Source organism: Polaribacter sp. HA6-7 (assembly GCF_055693625.1).
The window spans coordinates 858746-876051 of the sequence record NZ_CM146338.1 but is presented as its reverse complement, the minus strand read 5'-3'; the positions used below and the strand labels follow the sequence as shown (position 1 = coordinate 876051).

Genomic DNA, 17306 nt, shown 5'->3' with positions numbered 1-17306 from the left:
AACGTTCTATTAAAATTAAGAATTGTACTTTTGTTTAATTAATTATTACTGCAATTAAACAAAACAAAAAATGCTACGTAAAAAACAACTATTTGTTTTCTTTCTCTTTATTGGTTTGTCAATTTTAGGACAAGAAAAAATTACACTTAGCGGTACTGTTTATGACAATACTAATAACGAAACCTTGATTGGAGTTTCAATTTATTTCCCTGAACTAAATGCTGGTACAACAACCAACGAATACGGATTTTATTCAATTACAATTCCGCAAGGAAACTACAAAATTCAATTAAGTTACTTAGGTTACGCTACGCTTTTAGAAACCATTAATTTATCAGAAAAAACTACAAAAAACTTTAAACTTCTTGAAGCTACAGAAAGTCTTAATGAAATAGTAATTGAAAGTAATATTGAAAAACTTAATTTAAAAACACCACAAATGAGTGTTAATAAATTAACTTCTTCTACCATAAAACAAATTCCGGTTGTTTTAGGAGAAGCAGATATTATTAAATCTCTAATTCTTTTACCAGGTGTTACAAGTGCTGGTGAAGGAGCTTCGGATTTAATGTTAGAGGTGGTGCTGCAGATCAAAATTTAATTTTATTAGACGAAGCAATTGTTTTTAACTCGTCTCATTTATTTGGTTTTTTCTCGGTTTTTAATCCTGATGTAATTAAAGATGTTCGATTATATAAAGGTGGTATTCCTGCAAAATATGGCGGAAGACTTTCATCTGTTTTAGATATTTATCAGAAAGAAGGAAATAGTAAAGATTTTAAAGTTACTGGTGGAGTTGGTTTAGTTTCTTCGAGATTACTTATCGAAGGTCCTTTAGAAAAAGAAAAAGTTCTTTTTAATTGGTGGTAGATCTTCTTATGCTCATATTTTTTTACCTCTTTTTGATAATGACAATAAAGCCTACTTTTACGATGTAAACACAAAAATAAACTACCGATTTAACGATAAAAACAATTTATTTTTATCTACTTATTTTGGTAAAGATGTCTTCGGATTAAGTGATAATTTTGTAAACGATTATGGTAATACTGTGGTAAACTTACGTTGGAATCATTTATTTACAGATAAATTATTTTCTAACTTATCTTTAATTTATTCTGATTATTTCTACGGATTGATTCTTGACTTTGTCGGTTTCGAGTGGGATTCGGCATTACAAACTTCAACCTTAAATATGACTTTAATCATTATGTGAGTGAAAAAGTAAAATTAAGTTATGGAATTAATAATATCTACATCAAATTTAATCCCGGAGAAATAATTCCGAATAGAGAAGATTCACGGTATTGTTGCAGAAAAATTAATTGACAAATATGCAAATGAATTTGCAGCTTATATTGATGCTGAACATAAAATTAGTGACAATTTTAGACTACAATATGGTGTTAGATTTAGCAATTTTACTCGATTAGGGCAAGATGAATTAAACTCCTATGCAAATGACCAAGCAGTTGTATATAATTCTGAATTTAAAAAGTACGAATCTGCAGAAGCAACTGGTGTAGAAAACTACAAAAGAAGCGATGTACTTGCAAGTTTTAACAATTTAGAACCAAGAGTTTCGATGTCTTACATTTTAGATGATAATTCTTCTATAAAAGCGAGTTACAATAGAATGGTACAATATCTACACTTGCTTTCTAACACATCTTCTCCTACTCCGTTAGATGTTTGGACACCAAGTGGAACCTTTGTAAAACCTCAGCAATTAAATCAATATGCTGTTGGTTATTTTAAATCTTTTAATGAAGGAAAATACACATTAGAAACAGAAACTTTTTACAAAGATATTAGCAATAGAATCGATTATATAAATGGCGCAAATTTAATTGCCAATAACGAAATTGAAACCATTATTTTAAATGGTAAAGCTAGAGCTTACGGATTAGAAATGTTGTTCAAAAAAATGAAGGAAAATTTCAAGGATGGCTTTCTTACACACTTTCTAAATCAGAACAATTAACTGCAGGTAGAACAGTTGAAGAACCAGGAATTAATAACGGAGAATGGTACAGCACACCATACGACAAAACACATGATTTTTCTGTAAATGCTAGCTACAAATTAAATGATAAGTGGAAATTCAATTCTAATTTTGTATTTCAAACAGGTCAACCAACAAATTATCCGGTTGGGCAATACGAATACCAAGGTTTAAACGTGCCAATTTATGATGATAATAGACGAAACTCAGACAGATTGCCAAACTACCATCGTTTAGATATTTCTGCAACTTTAAATCCAGAAAAAAATAAAAACAGAAAATGGCAAGGAGAATGGGTTTTTGGTATTTATAATGTTTACGGAAGACAAAATGCGGCTTCTTTAGCTTTTACACAAAACCAAGAGACTTTTAGAAACGAAGCTGTACAAACATCAATATTTGGTTTAGTGCCATCTGTAACTTACAATTTTAAATTTTAATAAGATGAAAAAGATATTTTTTTACGTAACGCTAATTGTCTTACTATTTTCTAATTGTGAAAAAGTTATAGACGTAGATGTACCAACCATAAGTCCTAAATTAATAATAGACGCATCTTTCGAAGTCTATTTTGATGAAAGCCCAGTTACCGCAAAAACTATTGTAAAACTTAGAGAATCTGCAGATTATTTTGAAGAAACTATTCCTACAGTTACAAATGCAACTGTTTTTCTAACAAATTTATCAGATAATTCTGTTATTAATTTTTCTGATATAAATGCCACGGGAAATTACGAACCCATAACCGATTTTTTACCGGAAGATAATATCGAGTATGAGTTAACGGTTATTTACAACAATGAGACTTTTAAAGGAAAAGCCACTAAAGTAAAATCTACACCATTTATTAGTGTAGAGCAAGGTGATGAAACTTTATTTACTGGGAACGAAACTGAATTAAAAGTTTCTTTTGAAGACGACGGAAATACCGAAAATTTTTATGTTTTAGATTATACAAACAATATATTTTTAACGCTAGATGACAGATTTTTTAACGGAGCGGTTTATAATTTTTCTTCTTTTTATCAAGAAGATGAAATAGAATTACCTGCAACTGTAACCATCAAATTATCTGGTATTTCAAAAAGTTATTATACATATTTCGAAATTTTAACAAGTCAAGCAGGTGGTAATGATGGTGGCCCTTTTCAAACAGCACCAACAGCTTTATTAGGCAATATTATCAATACTACTAATGATGATAATTATCCTTTAGGTTATTTTCATATTTCTGAAACTGATACTTTTGAAATTAGTTTGGTAGAAAAAAACTAAAACTTCAATTAAATCATCATTCAAGAATACAAAAAATCTGTATTTTTGAATGATGACATTTATAAAGACTACAGAACAAGACTCTAATTACAATCATCTAGAAAAGATGTCTGTAAAAGAAGTATTAAAAAATATCAATAAAGAAGATAAAACAGTACCATTAGCTGTAGAAAAATCTTTACCTCAAATAGAAAGCTTAACAAATAATATTGTTACTAGTTTAAAAAATGGTGGAAGATTATTTTATTTAGGAGCTGGTACTTCGGTAGATTGGGTGTTGTAGATGCCTCTGAATGTCCGCCAACTTTTGGTGTTTCTTATGATTTAGTGGTTGGCATTATAGCTGGCGGAGATGTTGCCATTAGAAAAGCAGTAGAATTTGCAGAAGATTCTAAATTACAAGGTTGGCAAGATTTACAAGAATACAATATCACAAATAAAGATATTGTTGTTGGTATTGCTGCATCCGGCACAACACCTTATGTTATTGCTGCCTTAGAAAAATGTAACGAGAATAATATTGCTACAGGTTGTATAACATGTAATAAAAATAGTCCGTTAGCGATGGTTTCAAACTTTCCTGTGGAAGTTGTTGTAGGTTCTGAATTTGTAACCGGAAGTTCTAGAATGAAAGCTGGAACTGCACAAAAATTAGTTTTAAATATGCTATCTACAACTACCATGATTCAGTTAGGAAAAGTCAAGGGAAATAAAATGGTAGACATGCAACTTTCTAATAACAAATTGGTAGAAAGAGGTCAAAAAATGTTAGCATCAGAATTAAATATCGACTTACAAAAAGCAGCTGCATTATTAGAAGAATTTGGTAATGTTAGAAATGCAATAAAAAATTATAAGAAATGAGCACAGATGTAAACTTATTAGGCAAGGGTTTAAAACATATCGGAATCTTAATTTTACTTTTTATTGTTTCTCCTATTGTCTTAACAATGGCTTTTAAAGCTTTAAAAAAGTTTGAAGATACTTCACAAGAATACCTTTCGTATATCTTAATTGTTGTTGCAGTTATTTTAATAGTATTTACATTGTACTTTGCTTTTAAAACGTTTCAAATATTATTAAAAGCAATATTTAATAATTCTTAACAATGCAGCATTCAGACGGAATAATCATTATTCTTTCGTATCCGAGATACGGTTGTGAGACCTGCTTATTGGGAAACTTTAAGTAATTTTTGGCCCAAAATTGGCATTGGTAGCAAACACGCTGTACAAGCTGGTCATGCGGCTTTATTGTTATTAGAAAAAGGAAATAAAACCATAAAATATTTCGATTTTGGCAGATACATTACAACGTATGGTAATGGTCGTGTTCGATCTGAAGAAACAGATCCGGAGTTAAAAGTTACAATAAATGCTGAGTTTAAAAATGACAAATTAACAAACCTAGAAGAAATTTTACTTTGGATAGAAAATAATCCTGAAAAAACCCATGGAGATGGCAGATTGGTTGCTAGCGTTCATGATGAAATAGACTTTTATAAAGCACACAGCTTTATAAAAAGTTTACTTAATGCTAGAGAAATTCCTTACGGTGCTTTTTTAAAAAACGGTACAAATTGCGCAAGGTTTGTAACCGATACTATTATAGCTTCTACAAATAATAAAAAGATTGGTAAGCAGTTAAAAAAATCTAATTTACTTACTCCTAGCCCAATAGGCAATGTTATTAAAGCCAATACAAACAATACTATTTACTGCATCTATAAACAAGAAATTAAAACTTATTTAAATAGATCTATTTTAAAAGAATACAAAGCTTCTTTTTTTAAAAAATTTAACGGTGAACCTAATTTAAAAGGAACTGAAAAACCAAATTTAGAGATTTTTAACCTACAAAACGGAACTTGGTTAGGCGGAATAGGAAGTGGTGCTTGGTTTAGAATTGAAGAAAAAAGATGATCAAACTTATAAAATAGCCGGATATGATGCTAAAGGAAACAAAGATTTTGAAAACTTCTTTTTATTAAATGAGCCTAATTTTAATCATCTAGAAAATTATACCTTTATTCACCCAACAAATTGTAAAGAAGTTTATATTCAACAAAATAACATCAAATTCACTTTCAAAAAGACTGTTTTAAAAGCAAATTAAACGATTTTTAACTCAATCAATTTTTTTGTTACTCTATTCAAGTTTTAAAATATTTTATTACATTTTAAAAATCTAGATTTGTTATATCAAACAACAAATCATGAAAACAAAACTACTACTCTCTTTTGCTTTTGCATTATTATTTGGAACTACAAATTATGCACAACAAAAATCTAATAATGATATAAAAAAACTAATATCTTCTTACAAAAAGGATATTCGCGGACCTTATTACCGCATAAAATGGTATTGTAAAGACGGATCTGTTAGAGATTCTAAAGATCCTTGTCCGGACTCTATTGGTGGTGGTATTCAGCATGCGTCTTTTAAAGAATCTGCATTAGATTTAAGAAAAACAAATCACTTATTCTTTGGAGAAATCTTAGCTAGCTTAAACAATCAAGATTTTTTAGATTCAGAAAATAATTATAGTAGATTAAAACAATATCAATTAGGTAAATATCTTGCAAGTATAGATGATGGTTGGGTTCTTAAAAAAGGACAATACTACAGAGGTTCTGTACAATCTGAGGATGAAGAAGCTTGGGGAAAACAGTTTTTTGAAACTGTTTTAAAAGACGATAGTTTTGTTAACAATAATTACTATTTGGTAAGACAAGCTTTAAAAGATATACCACACAATGGCGATTCTAATATTGCACAACAAATGCGCAGCGAATCTAAAGTTCTGGCAGAAGAAATACCGGAATTTATGGATATCAGAATTAAAATTCATGGCAATCCAGAAAAAACAGATATTTATTTGGTTGAAAGTTATATCAAAAAAAATGCTTCTAAAATAAATTCAAAAGAGAAGAAAATTTTTGACAAACTTTTACAAACAATGCAAGAGTTTTATGCTCCTTTAAATTATAAAACTATTGCTAACGAAATTTCTAAAATAAAGGATAAAAATAACGTTTTAAGTAGTTTAAATGATTTTTTAAATGAAGACAAATCTAATTTAAGTGCAAAAGATATTGTTATTAAAATCACAGAAAATTTAGACTTTTTAAGATATAATATTACGCTATTTAATAATAGTAAAGATCGTTTGGCTCTTTTAGATTTAACCAATCAATTAGAAAAAATTTTATTAATCGAAACTCAAAAGTGGCAACCCGATACTTTAGAAGAAACTATCTTAAAAACACAAATTTTAACATGCGCTTCTTACGCTACAGGTTTAGTTGAAGCCTGGGAATTCGATTTGATAAAACCAATATATGCAACAACACTACTAAAAGATAAGATAACCCTAAAAGACTTAAATTCTTTGGTAACTAGTGCTAGAAGAGTTGTAGAATGGAGTACATCTTTAGTAAAAGCAAATTATCAAGAAACGGTAAATAAATATGCAGATTTTGAATCTTTTGCTTACGGTTTTATTGATGATAGAATTCGAAATTCGGTTACTCTTAATCTAGGGGAAACGGTAAGTAAACTAAATACTTTTGCTTCAGATATTTCTAACGTTAACAATAACGTAATGAATATTAGCAACCAAGGTGCAATTAGAGGTTTAAATCCTGGTTATGCGTTTGGTAAGTTAATTGTTGTTGATGGTAATCCGGAAAATATAGAAGTGAACACAAACAATATTTATATTTTTCAAAAACCACCTTCAGATTTAAAACCTGTTGCTGGTATTATGACGGTTTCTGAAGGGAACTTAGTTTCTCACGTACAATTATTAGCAAGAAATTTAGGGATACCAAATGCCGCTTTGTCTAGTGATAATTTAAAATCATTAGAAAAATATGCGAATAAAAATGTTTTTTACGCTGTTTCTAATAAAGGGAATGTTATTCTAAAATTAGAGAATGACATGTCGGATGAAGAGCAAAAATTATTCAACAAAAAAGAAAGAACTAAAAATATGATTACGGTACCAACCGATAAATTAAGGTTAGATGTATCTAAAATTATAAACATGAAAGATGTTAAAGCATCTGATTCTGGTATTCTTTGCGGTCCGAAAGCTGCAAATTTGGGTGAATTAAAAAACCTATTTCCAAATAAAGTGGTTGACGGAATTATTATTCCTTTCGGAGTTTTTAAATCGCATATGAATAAAGAAATGCCATCAAAAAATAAAACTTACTGGCAATTTTTAAATGAAACTTTTAATAAGGCTACTCAATTAAAAAAAGGAAATGTTACTGAAGATGAAATCGAAAAAATTGTAATAGCATCTTTAAAAGAATTACATACAGCTATTTTAAATATAGATTTAGACGCTTCTTTTATAAAAGATTTAAAAAGTAATTTTTCATCAGTTTTTGGAGATAATTTAGGTAATGTTCCTGTTTTTTTAAGAAGTGATACTAATATGGAAGATTTAAAAGAATTTACAGGAGCTGGTTTAAACCTAACGTTGTTCAATATTTTAAAGGAAGAGAAAATTATAAATGGAATAAAGCAAGTTTGGGCTTCTGCATATTCTGAAAGAAGTTTTAAATGGCGTCAGAAATACTTATTAAATCCAGAAAATGTGTATCCATCAATATTAATTATACCAAGCGTAGATGTAGATTATTCTGGTGTAATGATTACCAAAGGGATAAATGAAGGTGCTGAAAATGATTTAACGGTTGCTTTTAGCAGAGGCGCTGGTGGTGCTGTAGATGGGCAATCTGCAGAAACAAGATTAATTACAGATAATAGCAGTTTTTTATTAAGTCCGGCAAGACAACCGGATTATATTAGACTTCCTGCAACCGGAAACACTAAAAAGTATTATACCACTTTTAACAAACCTATTTTAAATTACAATAACATTAACGAAATAAGAGAATTAGCATCAGAAATAAGAGAGAAAATAGGGAAGCAAAATGACGATAATCATGCTTACGATGTAGAATTTGGTTTTAAAGATGATAAACTTTGGTTGTTTCAAATAAGACCATTTGTAGAAAATAAACAGGCAAAAAGTTCTGACTATTTAAACGCAATTTCACCAAAAACTGACAGTAACAAGGAAATTAAATTAAAAGAAAAAATATAATGATTAAAGGAAAACACTTATTAATAGCCATTTTAGTTTTTGCATCATTTGGTTTTATCAAATACCCGATTGATGGTTTTGAAAGCACAGGAATTGCAAGATTATATCAACTTAGAAAATTTCAATTAGATAGCGTAAGGTATACAAGAATACCTGCAGGAGCTTATAAAAAATTAGCAGATATAAAACTAAATTTAACCAAAAGAAAAAAGATAGTGTAAATGATTTATTAATTTCTGATAAAGATTTTGAAAGAAAATTAAAGAGAATTATTCCTTACGGCGCTTACTCTATGACTGCTTTAGACATGAGTAATCCTGATAATTTAAAATATGCAGAACATAGAGAAAAAGTAGGTTATCAACCAGGTAGTGTAGGTAAAATTGCTGTTTTATTGGCTGTTTTTGATCAACTACAAAAACTTTGTCCAGATTCTTTTAACGATAGAGCAAATTACTTAAAAAACATAAAAGTTACTGCTAGATATTGGGGAACAGGAGATCATCATACCATACCAATTTATGATATCGAAAAAGACAAATTAACAAAAAGACGCGTAATTGCTAGTGATGAGTTTTCTCTTTATGAATGGTTAGATCATATGGTTTCTGTAAGTAATAATGGTGCAGCAAGTGTTATGTATAGAGAGGCAATGTTAATGGCTGCATTTGGTCAAGATTATTTCTTTTTAGATGCTGAAAAAGCAGAAAACTATTTTAAAGAAACTCCTAGAGATTCTTTAACAAACTTGGCGCATTCAGTAGTAAATCAACCTTTAAGAAAATTAGGAATTACCGAGAATGAATGGAAATTAGGCGGAATGTTTACAAGGCCTGCCGGAAAATATGTTGGTCGAAAAGGCGGAAGTATTGGTACGCCAAAAGGATTAATGAAATTTTTATTACAATTAGAACAAGGTAATGTTGTTGATGAGGCTTCTAGTTTAGAAATGAAAAGACTTTTATACTTAACGGATAGAAGAATTAGATACGCAAAATCACCACGATTAGATAGTGCTGCTGTGTATTTTAAATCGGTAGTTATTATAAATGCGACAGAGAAAAAAATCCTGATTGTAAAAGTTATGCCGGTAATGTTTTTAATTATATGAACTCTGTGATTATTGTTGAGCATCCTAACGGAATAAAATACATTGTTTGTTTGATGTCTAATGTTTTAAACAAAAACTCTGCCGGAGCACACATGTATCTTGCTAGTAAAATTGATGATATTATAGATGAAGCAAACCCAACGGTAAAACCAATTATTAAAGAAGAAGAGTATAAAACTGATTCTGAAGAAGAAGAAAATAATTAATTATTATTTGAGATAAAAAGATGATATGTTTTAGTTGCCAAAGCTTTAACATCTACATTTTTAAATTGTTTTAAGGGAAGCAAAACAGAAATTAAGTTCTTGTTGTTAGATATTTGAACATATTTAATAACAAGAATTTTTAATTTAAAATTCCCCATTCTAATAATTCTTCGAAGAGCTTTTCTTTCTTTTATTGGGTTTAAATTTATAATAGTAGCTTTGTAATTAGCATCATCAACTACATAATACTCTATAATTGGCAAGACCATCGTTTTAATTTTACTTTGTAAAATATTGTCTAAAAACTCTAACGAATTAATTTTGGCTTCTTTTATTTCACTCTGAATTCCGACATAAGTCATCTTTATATCTTCTGCATTATACAACAAACTTAAAAGATTAAATATTGCTTTTAAGTTGTTATCTAATAGTATTTCTAATTCTGAAATTAAATTATTTCTAACTACATTTAATTCTGTTATTCCTTCTTCGGATAAAGAGCTCTCTAAGTTTATTAAATTTTCTATTGAAGTAATAATTTCTAATGTATTTTTATAATAATTACTTTCTCTTAAAATTTGATTTTTTACAACACGGTTACTTACAGATAAGTTTTTATTTTTCTTTAGAATTTTAACCAAAGAATTAGAGGCGTATAATCTTGTTACTGCATTTCGACTTCTTAATAAACGCAATAAGATTTTTACAGATTTTTCATTTTTAAAAGACTCTACAATTCTAGGTAAATGTTTTTTTATAGAGGGTTTTAAAATTCCTTTTTTATCGAGTTTAAAAAGGTAATCGATAATTTTAGGTCCGTAGTTTTTAAGCGCTTTTACAGCCCTTTTACGATATTTCTTTTTTAGTAAAAGATTTAATAAATCGTCAATAAAAATTTCATCCGAAGTTATACCTGCAGAAATGGTTGCAAACTTAGCAATATAAGGATTACTGTTTTTTAAGTGCTTGCTAATTAAATGATAATTACTCGTCATTCTTGCATACGCAATACTCATTAATAAACCAGCTAAAACTTCTTGTCTATCAGATAAATTACCATTATTTAAAGCAACTACTTTTTCATCTAACCTACCTAAAACATTGTATTTTAAGCCTAGTTTTGCATTGTTATAGCTTTGTTTTGCTAAAGAATGTAATGCTCCGTTTGCGATATACTCATTAGAATGATTTAAATATTTATTAAAAAATGATGTATCAGAAATTGGCGAATGAGCTAAAATATAATCCAAACCAATGTACACCAATAAATCATCTTTTTCATAAACAAGAACTTCTACTTTATCTAGAATATTAACACTATCAAAAGCATCTAAATATTCTATCGCTTTTGTTTTTATTTTATTTGAAGGATGTTCTAAAAGCCTAATTATTGCCTGATTAAAATTGGTTTGCTTATAATCTTTTAATCGATTTAAAGCACTTAAAATAGCTTCTTCATTTCCGCTAGAAAGAATTTGCTTAAAATCGGCAATTGTATTTGTACGCTTTTTACTTTTTACATTTTCTAACGTAAGCGTTTTCTGAATATTCTCTTTAAAAGACGTAAAATAAGCTTCTCTTAGCTTGTAGATAAACAAGATCCACACAAATGTAAAAAAGAGAATAATTACAGTGATATATGTTGTATCTAAGTTTAATCTTTTAATTAGAAAAATTAATAAAAACCCAGCAAAACCAGTTGCTATACTATCGATTACAACATCGATATAAGACTTTGCTTGATTTTTAATTTGAATAGGAATTGGCATAATAGACAATTCTACTGCAGCTTTATTAACAGATTGTTTCGCGCTACCATCAATACCTTTTATGATGATTAAAACCCATAATTCGGAAAGGTTAAAAACAATAAACTACCAAATGCAATAGTTAATGGTAAAATTAACAAGGTTGTAGAAACCCCCAATCTTGTTAAGACTTTATTGGTTAAAAATAACTGAATTACCAATGCAATTACATTAAATGTTGAAAACCAAAAACCAAAAAATGCAGCCAAATCATCAGAATCTGGTAATGCTTTTTGAGCAAAATCACTAAATTGAAAATCTACTAATTTTGCTACTACTACTCCAATACCTGTAATTAAAGCAATATATGTTAAGTGCTTTGAATTTTTAATCAGCTTTAAAGAAGAACTTTCTAAGTTTTCTTGATCTGCAATTACTTGTTTTCTTTTAAACGTATTTAGAAACTTAATTTTTAAATTGTAAACTTTCTTTAAAATAGGAATACACAATAAAATTAAAGCAGCCGCCATAGAAATAGCAACTTCATTACCAAAACTAGTTGCAATAATACTTGTTAAATATCCGCCGAATATACCTCCGTAAATTGCACCTGCCCCTATAAACCCAAAGTTTCTTTTTGCTTCTCTTGCATTAAAAACCATATTTGCAAATAACCAAAACTGAGAAGTAGCAACTACAGCAAACAAAGAAATAAATGTATAATAAAAGTACAATAACCAATTGCTAATAACTGTAAACTTAATTATTAAACCTAAAGCTATAAAGGCAATACTAAATATTATTAATGAGATTACGGTTACTTTTACCGAGAGAAAAATATCTAATGGCTCTGTTGTAAAAATAGGAAGTTAAAACTGCCACACTTGCCACTAAAAGATATCCTAAAGGCAGACTATCTGCACCTAATTTAGAAACAAAAAGTGCATTTACTGTTGGTTTAACTATTAATAAAGTAGTTATTATGATAAAAATATATAAGAACATAAAAAAAGAGATGCTTATTTCGTCATCTCTTAATCCAAATGTTTTTGATATAATTTTTTTCACGATTTAATTGCCTTTTAATAGACTATAAAGAACGTGTTTTTTTAATACTTTTTCTAATGGTCTTACTAAGTTTCTAATTATTTGTTCACCATAATCGTTATCAATTAAAGCAACAATAATATATTTTCTTTCCGGACCCCAAACTAAGGCAGAATCAGAATGGTAATTTCTCCAAGAACCCGATTTTCTATAAATAGTTGCTTGTGGTGCAATTTTATCTAAAGTGTTTACAAATTTATGATGCAACTTTGGGTCTTTCATAATTTCTAACATTTCTGTAGAACGTTCTGTACTAATTAAATTACCTAAAGCTAATTGATAATAAAAGCTACAAACTTGTCTTGTAGTTGCTGCATGACTTAAACCTTTTAAAGGATCTGGATTTCTTTTACCGAAGCTGCATATCTTTTTCCTACCCATAAACCTCCACCAACTTTTTCGTCGTATAATTTATTTTTAGGAGCTCTTAATACCTGTTCAATTTTTTTATAACCAAGTCTATCAATCATTCTTGTAGAAGCCTGATTATTCGATTTACTAATCATTAATCGTAAATCTTTTTTAATTTCATCAGTATACTCTAATTCTTTATTTTCAATAGCATCCATAGCCGCTAAAAGAATGGCTATTTTTGGTAAACTTGCGGCATACATCATAAAATTATCATTCATACCAGCATATCTATAATTTGTTGCATCACTAAGATCTACAATACCAATAGACATTTGTTTACCTGCAATTAATCGTTTCCATTTTTTATTGGAATTAATCTCATTAACCAAAATTGTTTTTAACTGCGGATCTTCTATTTGAGCAATAGGATCGATTTCTGCAACATGGCTTATCGGTAAGCTTTGTCCGTAAACAATAGTAGATAATAATATTGTAAGTGTTAATAAATGATTCTTAATTTTCTGTAAATACATATTTTAATTATTTTATTAATAACTATCTATATTATACAACATATATACCATCTTACAAGCTATAGATGTTAATGTTATCTAAAAATACAAAATTAACGCTTTACTGTACTAGGGTTAAAACCAAAATCTGCAACAGGTAATTCGATACCTAATTGATAAATAAGATAACCTATACTTGCATAATGATGTGTGGTATGACTTTGTGCTTGCATTAACGCAGCTGCAACTGTATAATTAGCCGTTTCATTTCCTAAACCTACATTATCACAAATTTTAACGCTTTTATTAAAATCTTCTGTAGAAATCTCATTCAATCTTTTTATAACAGTATTAAAATACTCTAGCCCAACGCTAGTTTCATTCTCTGCACACTCATTTCTTTCTCTTACAGAAAGGTCTATATAACCATCTTCTAAGCCATTAAAAATACAAGAGTAAACGTCTAAAATATGTCTCATATGACAACCAATACTTGAGTGATACGGTCCTACGGACTTATTTCTGTATTGATCATCAGAAATATTTTTTAATAATTGTACTCCTCTTTGTAAATTCTGCTCGATGGCTTCAATCATAAATAATTTTTGTTAACAGTCGTAAAAAGTTTTTCTAATTTACAAGATATTTACGACTTTTTAAAATTCATAATAAACTACAAAACAACATATTAGATAAATTATTTTATACAAAATAACCATTTTACAATCATATCTATAATTTTTTGGCACGCTCTTTGAAAATAACTAAACCAAATGCGGATGTCGAAAAGCAATTAGAGTAGACAAAACCCTTAAAACCATATATTATGAAAAAAGGTGTACTTATTTTATTAGGATTGTTCATGATGGTTTCTACTGTTGAAGCCAAAAACGGCAACTATTTACCAAACAACATTAGGGTTAATTACTCTTATAATGACGCTGTAAACTTTACAGAAAGAGGAATTGATTTTTTTATTTTCACAAACGGAGATTTCGATTTTGATACAAATTATAACAACACATATTACGATTATAATGGCGTTAGGACAAGAACTACAGGCGTTACAATTAAAAGAGATTTTAGAGGACGAATTAGACGTGTAGGTAATGTTTTTATTAATTATGATTATAGAGGAAACGTATCTAGAGTTGGTAATGTCTTTATGAGGTATTATAGAAACAGACTTACCAATGTTGGTAACCTTACTGTAAAATATAATAGATTCGGAGAACCAATTTTTTACGGTGAGGTAAAAGACAACTATTATTTTGATAACGGAGTTCGAATAAATCTAAATATAGGAAGCATTTATAATTATAATGATGCCTATTTCTTTAAGAGAGACTTTAGAAGAAACTTTACAAAGTTTAGAGAAGATAGTAGATATTATTACTATAGATCTAACAAAAATAGTAAAGGAAAAAGAAACAATATTATAAGACGTAGAAAACCTGTTACTAAAAAAGCGACAAATACCAATAGACGTCATATAACTTATAGAAAGGCAAATACTACTAGAAACAATAACAATTCTAGAAATAGCAATACTAATAGAAATGAAAATACTAGAACAACTAGAAATACAAAATCTAATAGAAACAATTCTATAACAACTCGTAGAAATAATACAGTTGATACAAGAAGAAAAGTTGAAACTAAAAAAGACAATTCTAAAAGAACTGTTACTAGAACAAAAAAAGTAGTTACTAAAAAACCAGTTGTAAGAAAAAGAACAACTAAAAATAAAAAGGAAAATAAAGTAACTTCTAGAAGAAGAAATAATTAAAAACAGGTGTTTATACCTGTTTACAAAAACAGAGATTATTTTACATTTGTAAAATCAATTTATGATTTCAAAAATGCTTAATGATTGATGAATTGTGATAGGAGAAGTAGAAGTTAAAAGTCCCATTTTTTAATAAAAAATGGGACTTTTTAATTGTATTTATATTATTTATGATATTGAGATTTTGTTTCTAAAAACCAAAACCACTATCAAAACAGGTACCTGGTACAGGCTCATCTATACACGTTTGCCCTCCGTTACCATCACTATAACATCTTTCTCGAGTCTCACAATCACTTTCTTCTTCACAAGAATAAAAAGATACCAATAACAATAATACAGTTATTTTAAAGATATATTTTTTCATAACTTATTATCGTATTAACTTTTTGTATTTAATACGTTTTGGCATTAAATCTCCACCCAAACGCTTCTTCTTATTCTCTTCGTAATCAGAGAAAGAACCTTCAAAGAAATATACTTCACTGTTACCTTCAAAAGCTAAAATATGTGTACAAATTCTATCTAAAAACCATCTATCGTGACTAATTACAACCGCACAACCAGCAAAGTTTTCTAAACCTTCTTCTAAAGCTCTTAAAGTATTTACATCTAAATCGTTTGTTGGCTCATCTAAAAGTAAAACATTTCCTTCTTCTTTAAGTGTCATGGCCAAATGCAATCTGTTTCTTTCTCCACCGGAAAGTGTAGAAACTTTTTTGTTTTGCTCGCTTCAGAGAAATTAAAACGACTTAAATAAGCACGAGAATTCACTTGCTTACCACCCATCATTACTAAATCTTGTCCATCAGAAAAGTTTTCCCAAATTGTTTTATCAGGATTAATATCTGAATGTGCTTGATCTACATATGCAATTTTAGCTGTTTCACCTACTTTAAAACTACCGTTATCTGGGTTTTCTTCTCCCATAATCATTTTAAAGATAGTTGTTTTACCAGCACCGTTTGGCCCAATAATACCAACAATACCTGCTTGCGGAAGGTTAAACTCTAGATTTTCATATAAAATTTTATCATCAAAAGCTTTAGAAACTCCAGTAGCTTCAATAACATTGGTACCTAATCTTGGTCCGTTTGGTATAAAGATCTCAAGTTTTTCATCAACTTGTTTTTGATCTTGACTCATTAACTTGTCGTAATTTTTCAAACGAGCTTTCTGCTTTGTTTGTCTACCTTTAGCACCTTGTTTTACCCATTCTAACTCTCGTTCTAATGTTTTTTGACGTTTAGAAGCTGTTTTGCTTTCTTGTGCCATTCTATTAGATTTTTGATCTAACCAAGAAGAGTAATTTCCTTTCCAAGGAATTCCTTCTCCTCTATCCAATTCTAAAATCCAACCGGCAACATTATCTAAGAAATATCTATCGTGTGTTACAGCAATTACGGTTCCTTTATATTGTGCTAAATGATGCTCTAACCAATGTACAGATTCTGCATCTAAATGGTTTGTTGGCTCATCTAATAATAAAATTTCTGGTTCTTGTAATAAAAGTCTACATAAAGCAACTCTTCTTTTTCTCCACCGGAAAGTACACCTATTTTCTTATCAGAATCAGGCGTTCTTAATGCATCCATAGCAATTTCTAACTTGGTATCTAATTCCCAAGCATTGGCCGCATCAATTTTATCTTGTAACTCGGCTTGTTGCGCCATTAACTTTTCCATCTTATCGGCATCAGAATATACTTCTTCTAAGCCAAACATGTCGTTAATTTTGTTGTACTCATCTAAAATGGCAACAGTTTCTGCAACACCTTCTTTTACAACTTCTAAAACAGTTTTTTCTGGATCTAATTGTGGTTCTTGCTCTAAATAACCTACTTTATAACCTGGCGAAAAAGTAACATCACCTTGAAAGTTTTTTTCTACACCTGCAATAATTTTTAACAAAGTAGATTTACCAGAACCGTTTAAACCAAGAATACCAATTTTGGCACCATAGAAAAAACTTAAATATATATCTTTTAAAACTTGCTTTCCTGTAGATTGATAGGTTTTAGAAACCTTATTCATCGAAAAGATAACTTTCTTATCGTCGCTCATTTTTATTATTTTAT

The 17306-nt window shown here is 29.0% G+C and carries 16 protein-coding genes and 3 pseudogenes; 11 read left to right on the top strand and 8 right to left on the bottom strand.

Annotated features, from left to right (window positions below; all coding sequences use genetic code 11):
- The first annotated feature begins 70 nt into the window (after positions 1-70).
- The 10 genes and pseudogenes from ACZ1HD_RS04915 to ACZ1HD_RS04870 all read left to right on the top strand — a co-directional run bounded on the left by ACZ1HD_RS04915 (position 71) and on the right by ACZ1HD_RS04870 (position 9719).
- Positions 71-2445 (top strand): annotated as a pseudogene (locus ACZ1HD_RS04915) (TonB-dependent receptor).
- 4 nt (positions 2446-2449) lie between these two features.
- A complete protein-coding gene (locus ACZ1HD_RS04910) occupies positions 2450-3280 on the top strand; it encodes a DUF4249 family protein (protein WP_472688798.1) in 831 nt (276 codons plus the stop codon).
- 52 nt (positions 3281-3332) lie between these two features.
- Positions 3333-4144: pseudogene (murQ, locus tag ACZ1HD_RS04905) on the top strand (N-acetylmuramic acid 6-phosphate etherase).
- Positions 4141-4386, top strand: coding sequence for a DUF6095 family protein (locus ACZ1HD_RS04900; RefSeq protein ID WP_077808764.1), 246 nt, complete (start codon positions 4141-4143; stop codon positions 4384-4386). The pseudogene murQ and the gene ACZ1HD_RS04900 overlap by 4 nt, the downstream one beginning before the upstream one ends.
- 54 nt (positions 4387-4440) lie before the next feature.
- On the top strand, positions 4441-5202 hold the full coding sequence (locus tag ACZ1HD_RS04895) for a DUF6695 family protein (protein WP_472688797.1): 762 nt from the start codon (positions 4441-4443) through the stop codon (positions 5200-5202).
- On the top strand, positions 5186-5395 hold the full coding sequence (locus ACZ1HD_RS04890) for a DUF6695 family protein (RefSeq protein WP_472688796.1): 210 nt from the start codon (positions 5186-5188) through the stop codon (positions 5393-5395). Before ACZ1HD_RS04895 ends, ACZ1HD_RS04890 begins: the two co-directional genes overlap by 17 nt.
- Before the next feature lie 100 nt (positions 5396-5495).
- The gene (locus tag ACZ1HD_RS04885) at positions 5496-8402 is read left to right on the top strand and encodes a PEP/pyruvate-binding domain-containing protein (protein WP_472688795.1); all 2907 of its coding nucleotides are present in this window, start codon (positions 5496-5498) and stop codon (positions 8400-8402) included.
- Entirely contained in the window at positions 8402-8623 is a 222-nt protein-coding gene (locus ACZ1HD_RS04880; RefSeq protein WP_472688794.1) for a hypothetical protein, read from the top strand. Before ACZ1HD_RS04885 ends, ACZ1HD_RS04880 begins: the two co-directional genes overlap by 1 nt.
- Before the next feature lie 71 nt (positions 8624-8694).
- Positions 8695-9513 carry a serine hydrolase gene (locus tag ACZ1HD_RS04875; RefSeq protein ID WP_472688793.1) on the top strand — a complete coding sequence of 273 codons (819 nt, stop codon included), beginning with the start codon at positions 8695-8697 and terminating at the stop codon, positions 9511-9513.
- Complete coding sequence (locus ACZ1HD_RS04870) at positions 9510-9719, top strand: hypothetical protein (RefSeq protein ID WP_472688792.1); 210 nt, start codon at positions 9510-9512, stop codon at positions 9717-9719. The genes ACZ1HD_RS04875 and ACZ1HD_RS04870 overlap by 4 nt, the downstream gene beginning before the upstream one ends.
- Here the strand turns inward: ACZ1HD_RS04870 and ACZ1HD_RS04865 are convergent.
- From ACZ1HD_RS04865 to ACZ1HD_RS04840, 6 genes are all read right to left on the bottom strand, one after another.
- The gene (locus tag ACZ1HD_RS04865; RefSeq protein WP_472688791.1) at positions 9716-11488 is read right to left on the bottom strand and encodes a hypothetical protein; all 1773 of its coding nucleotides are present in this window, start codon (positions 11486-11488) and stop codon (positions 9716-9718) included. The two genes, ACZ1HD_RS04870 and ACZ1HD_RS04865, sit on opposite strands and share 4 nt — an antisense overlap.
- A gap of 68 nt (positions 11489-11556) precedes the next feature.
- Positions 11557-12201, bottom strand: a complete 645-nt coding sequence (locus tag ACZ1HD_RS04860) for an Npt1/Npt2 family nucleotide transporter (protein ID WP_472688790.1) — start codon at positions 12199-12201, stop codon at positions 11557-11559.
- A 58-nt stretch (positions 12202-12259) separates the two neighbouring features.
- Positions 12260-12535 (bottom strand): hypothetical protein, encoded by a 276-nt coding sequence (locus ACZ1HD_RS04855; RefSeq protein ID WP_472688789.1) that lies wholly within the window; start codon positions 12533-12535, stop codon positions 12260-12262.
- Positions 12536-12538: 3 nt separating this feature from the next.
- Positions 12539-12955 (bottom strand): serine hydrolase, encoded by a 417-nt coding sequence (locus ACZ1HD_RS04850; protein ID WP_472688788.1) that lies wholly within the window; start codon positions 12953-12955, stop codon positions 12539-12541.
- A complete protein-coding gene (locus tag ACZ1HD_RS04845; RefSeq protein WP_472688787.1) occupies positions 12904-13461 on the bottom strand; it encodes a serine hydrolase in 558 nt (185 codons plus the stop codon). Before ACZ1HD_RS04845 ends, ACZ1HD_RS04850 begins: the two co-directional genes overlap by 52 nt.
- A gap of 92 nt (positions 13462-13553) precedes the next feature.
- Complete coding sequence (locus ACZ1HD_RS04840; protein ID WP_077808758.1) at positions 13554-14036, bottom strand: DinB family protein; 483 nt, start codon at positions 14034-14036, stop codon at positions 13554-13556.
- Positions 14037-14266: 230 nt separating this feature from the next.
- Here ACZ1HD_RS04840 and ACZ1HD_RS04835 point away from each other — a divergent pair, with 230 nt between their 5' ends.
- Positions 14267-15229 (top strand): hypothetical protein, encoded by a 963-nt coding sequence (locus ACZ1HD_RS04835; RefSeq protein WP_472688786.1) that lies wholly within the window; start codon positions 14267-14269, stop codon positions 15227-15229.
- Between the two features lie 190 nt (positions 15230-15419).
- Here the strand turns inward: ACZ1HD_RS04835 and ACZ1HD_RS04830 are convergent, their stop codons facing one another.
- Entirely contained in the window at positions 15420-15596 is a 177-nt protein-coding gene (locus ACZ1HD_RS04830) for a hypothetical protein (protein ID WP_154066963.1), read from the bottom strand.
- A 6-nt stretch (positions 15597-15602) separates the two neighbouring features.
- Positions 15603-17292: pseudogene (gene ettA, locus ACZ1HD_RS04825) on the bottom strand (energy-dependent translational throttle protein EttA).
- Positions 17293-17306: the final 14 nt, after the last annotated feature.

Coding starts and splice junctions, on each gene's coding strand:
- ACZ1HD_RS04850 (WP_472688788.1), bottom strand. CDS start 12,955: ATGGGTAGGAAAAAGATATGCAGCTTCGGTAAAAGAAATCCAGATCCT.
- ACZ1HD_RS04885 (WP_472688795.1), top strand. CDS start 5,496: ATGAAAACAAAACTACTACTCTCTTTTGCTTTTGCATTATTATTTGGA.
- ACZ1HD_RS04900 (WP_077808764.1), top strand. CDS start 4,141: ATGAGCACAGATGTAAACTTATTAGGCAAGGGTTTAAAACATATCGGA.
- ACZ1HD_RS04835 (WP_472688786.1), top strand. CDS start 14,267: ATGAAAAAAGGTGTACTTATTTTATTAGGATTGTTCATGATGGTTTCT.
- ACZ1HD_RS04880 (WP_472688794.1), top strand. CDS start 8,402: ATGATTAAAGGAAAACACTTATTAATAGCCATTTTAGTTTTTGCATCA.
- ACZ1HD_RS04845 (WP_472688787.1), bottom strand. CDS start 13,461: ATGTATTTACAGAAAATTAAGAATCATTTATTAACACTTACAATATTA.
- ACZ1HD_RS04830 (WP_154066963.1), bottom strand. CDS start 15,596: ATGAAAAAATATATCTTTAAAATAACTGTATTATTGTTATTGGTATCT.
- ACZ1HD_RS04875 (WP_472688793.1), top strand. CDS start 8,695: ATGACTGCTTTAGACATGAGTAATCCTGATAATTTAAAATATGCAGAA.
- ACZ1HD_RS04840 (WP_077808758.1), bottom strand. CDS start 14,036: ATGATTGAAGCCATCGAGCAGAATTTACAAAGAGGAGTACAATTATTA.
- ACZ1HD_RS04910 (WP_472688798.1), top strand. CDS start 2,450: ATGAAAAAGATATTTTTTTACGTAACGCTAATTGTCTTACTATTTTCT.
- ACZ1HD_RS04870 (WP_472688792.1), top strand. CDS start 9,510: ATGAACTCTGTGATTATTGTTGAGCATCCTAACGGAATAAAATACATT.
- ACZ1HD_RS04865 (WP_472688791.1), bottom strand. CDS start 11,488: ATGCCAATTCCTATTCAAATTAAAAATCAAGCAAAGTCTTATATCGAT.